The sequence below is a fragment of the Dethiosulfatibacter sp. genome, assembly GCF_983023055.1.
This window is the reverse complement of the sequence record NZ_CEZJXU010000419.1, coordinates 1-2,273: the sequence shown is the minus strand read 5'-3', so window position 1 is coordinate 2,273 and position 2,273 is coordinate 1. Positions and strand designations below refer to the sequence as shown.

The window sequence follows — 2,273 nt, the reverse complement described above, 5'->3', positions numbered from 1 at the left end:
TTAGGTATATAAAAGCCGTAACAACTATAGAATATCTGGAATTCGGAGGCTATATTTTTCCCGAGGATGAACCATTATATGACCTTAATCCAGTAAGAACATTAAGGGAGCTTGATGAAAATGATTATTTCAACAGAATTGGGGTGCACTATTATTTGCTCTTAAATGACGATATAACCGATGATGTAAAGCTTTCTCACAGCAACGCCATATTGGATTCAATGCTTTTCAACACGGGTATTGACAGGAAAGAAAAGTTTATATTGCTTCATGAAATTGTTAATTACAATATGGACAAGAAAATGATCATCTATCTTGAAGAAACAAAAAAAAGGATTGATGACAATATTATGAGAGCAGATATTGTTTTTTTGCTCATGGATTATTATAATAAGAATGAAAAATTTGCAGAGCTTTATAAATTGGTAATAAATTATGGAAATCTAGATTTGACATCAGATGAATTCGTAGATTTAAGTGTTGTGGAAAGTCTATTATTGGAAATTTCTGAAGAGGAAGTGATTGACTATGACAGTGAATTTGTTATTATTGAAAAGTATATTACTAATTTAGCTTATTCTTTATATAATATTGGTTTTTTTGACGAAGCTGAAAACTTCGTATATAATTACATAGATAAATTTAACAATGATGAAAACTATAGTGTGATTTCAGACTCCAGGTTTGAAAATTTTACAGGTATCATCAAGGCGTTAAAAATAAAATAACATGGAGGAAATATGAGTAATCCGATTTTTAAAATTGAAATGGAAAATGGAGATGTAATGAAGGGGGAGTTGTATCCCGACAAGGCTCCGAATACAGTAAAAAACTTTGTATCTCTTGTAAATAAAGGCTATTATGACGGATTGGTTTTTCACAGAGTCATTAAAGGATTTATGATTCAAGGAGGATGTCCTCAGGGTACTGGAACTGGTGGACCAGGGTATTCTATCAAGGGAGAATTCAAAAGCAACGGGTTTGACAACGACATAAAGCACGAAAAGGGTGTATTATCAATGGCTAGATCACAGCATCCTGATTCTGCAGGTTCTCAGTTTTTCCTAATGCATGCGAAATCACCTCATCTTGATAACAGCTATGCGGCATTTGGAAAGGTTACAGAAGGACTGGATATAGTAGATAAAATTGCTGAAACAAAAACTGACTTCAGGGACAAGCCAAAAGAAGATCAAAAAATTAAGCAGTTTACCATTGATTTGAACGGCTATGAAGCGGAAGAACCAGAAACTGTTTAACTTTCTTAGGCAAGTACAAAGCAACTCCCTTAAGCTATAAATAACGGGATTTAAAAATAGTATGTCAGAATTGACATACTATTTTTATTGAAATCATGTGATGAATTCAGGTTTATGTAAAAATAGCTTGCTTATTTTGGTGAATAGTATTAAACTGATGAAAGTATGTTTAAGAAAGGAAGTTTAATAAAAAACTTATGAATAATAAAATTGTAAATATAGCTGTTATAGCTCACGTTGATGCTGGAAAATCTACCTTGGTTGATGCATTTCTTTCACAAAGCGGTGTTTTCAGGGACAATGAGGAAGTAGTTGACTGTGTTATGGACAGCAACGATTTAGAGAGAGAAAGAGGAATTACGATTTACTCCAAGAACTGTTCTGTTTTGTACAAAGATACAAAGGTGAATATTGTGGATACACCAGGTCATGCCGACTTCTCATCAGAAGTTGAAAGGATTATAAAGACTGTAGACACTGTAATTCTTCTTGTTGATTCTTCTGAAGGTCCAATGCCTCAAACAAGGTTTGTTCTTCAAAAATCACTGGAAATGGGACTTAATCCAATTCTGTTAATCAACAAAATTGACAAGAAAGACCAGAGAGCCGAAGAAGTTGTAGACGAGGTATTTGACCTTTTTGTAGAATTGAATGCAAATGAGGAACAACTTGATTTCCCAATTCTTTATGGAATTGCTAAGCATGGAATAGTGAAATACGAACTGGAAGACGACAACGAGGATATAGTTCCTTTGTTTGATACAATCTTAAAGCATACAGATTGTTATCCTCAGCTTGATGATGAAAACCTTCAGATTCAGATTTCATCTCTTGGATATGATGAATATATCGGTAGACTTGGAATTGGAAGAATTTTTAAAGGATGCATAAAAGAAGGACAGAATATTTCTGTATACAAAAGAAATGGTGAACTGGAAAAGTGCAAGGCTGGAAAGCTGTTCACATATATGGGTATGAACAGAATATCCGTAAAAGATGCATATTCAGGTGATA

Annotated in this window: 3 protein-coding genes; all 3 read left to right on the top strand. The window is 33.5% G+C overall.

Annotated elements, in window-relative coordinates; all coding sequences use genetic code 11:
* Positions 1-728, top strand: a 728-nt coding sequence (locus tag AC3AX0_RS11865; RefSeq protein ID WP_487550492.1) for a hypothetical protein, incomplete at its 5' end; no start/stop codon positions are given.
* A 12-nt stretch (positions 729-740) separates the two neighbouring features.
* The gene (locus AC3AX0_RS11860; protein ID WP_487550491.1) at positions 741-1,259 is read left to right on the top strand and encodes a peptidylprolyl isomerase; all 519 of its coding nucleotides are present in this window, start codon (positions 741-743) and stop codon (positions 1,257-1,259) included.
* A 197-nt stretch (positions 1,260-1,456) separates the two neighbouring features.
* Positions 1,457-2,273, top strand: an 817-nt coding sequence (locus AC3AX0_RS11855; RefSeq protein ID WP_487550490.1) for a GTP-binding protein, incomplete at its 3' end; no start/stop codon positions are given.

Coding starts and splice junctions, on each gene's coding strand:
- AC3AX0_RS11860 (WP_487550491.1), top strand. CDS start 741: ATGAGTAATCCGATTTTTAAAATTGAAATGGAAAATGGAGATGTAATG.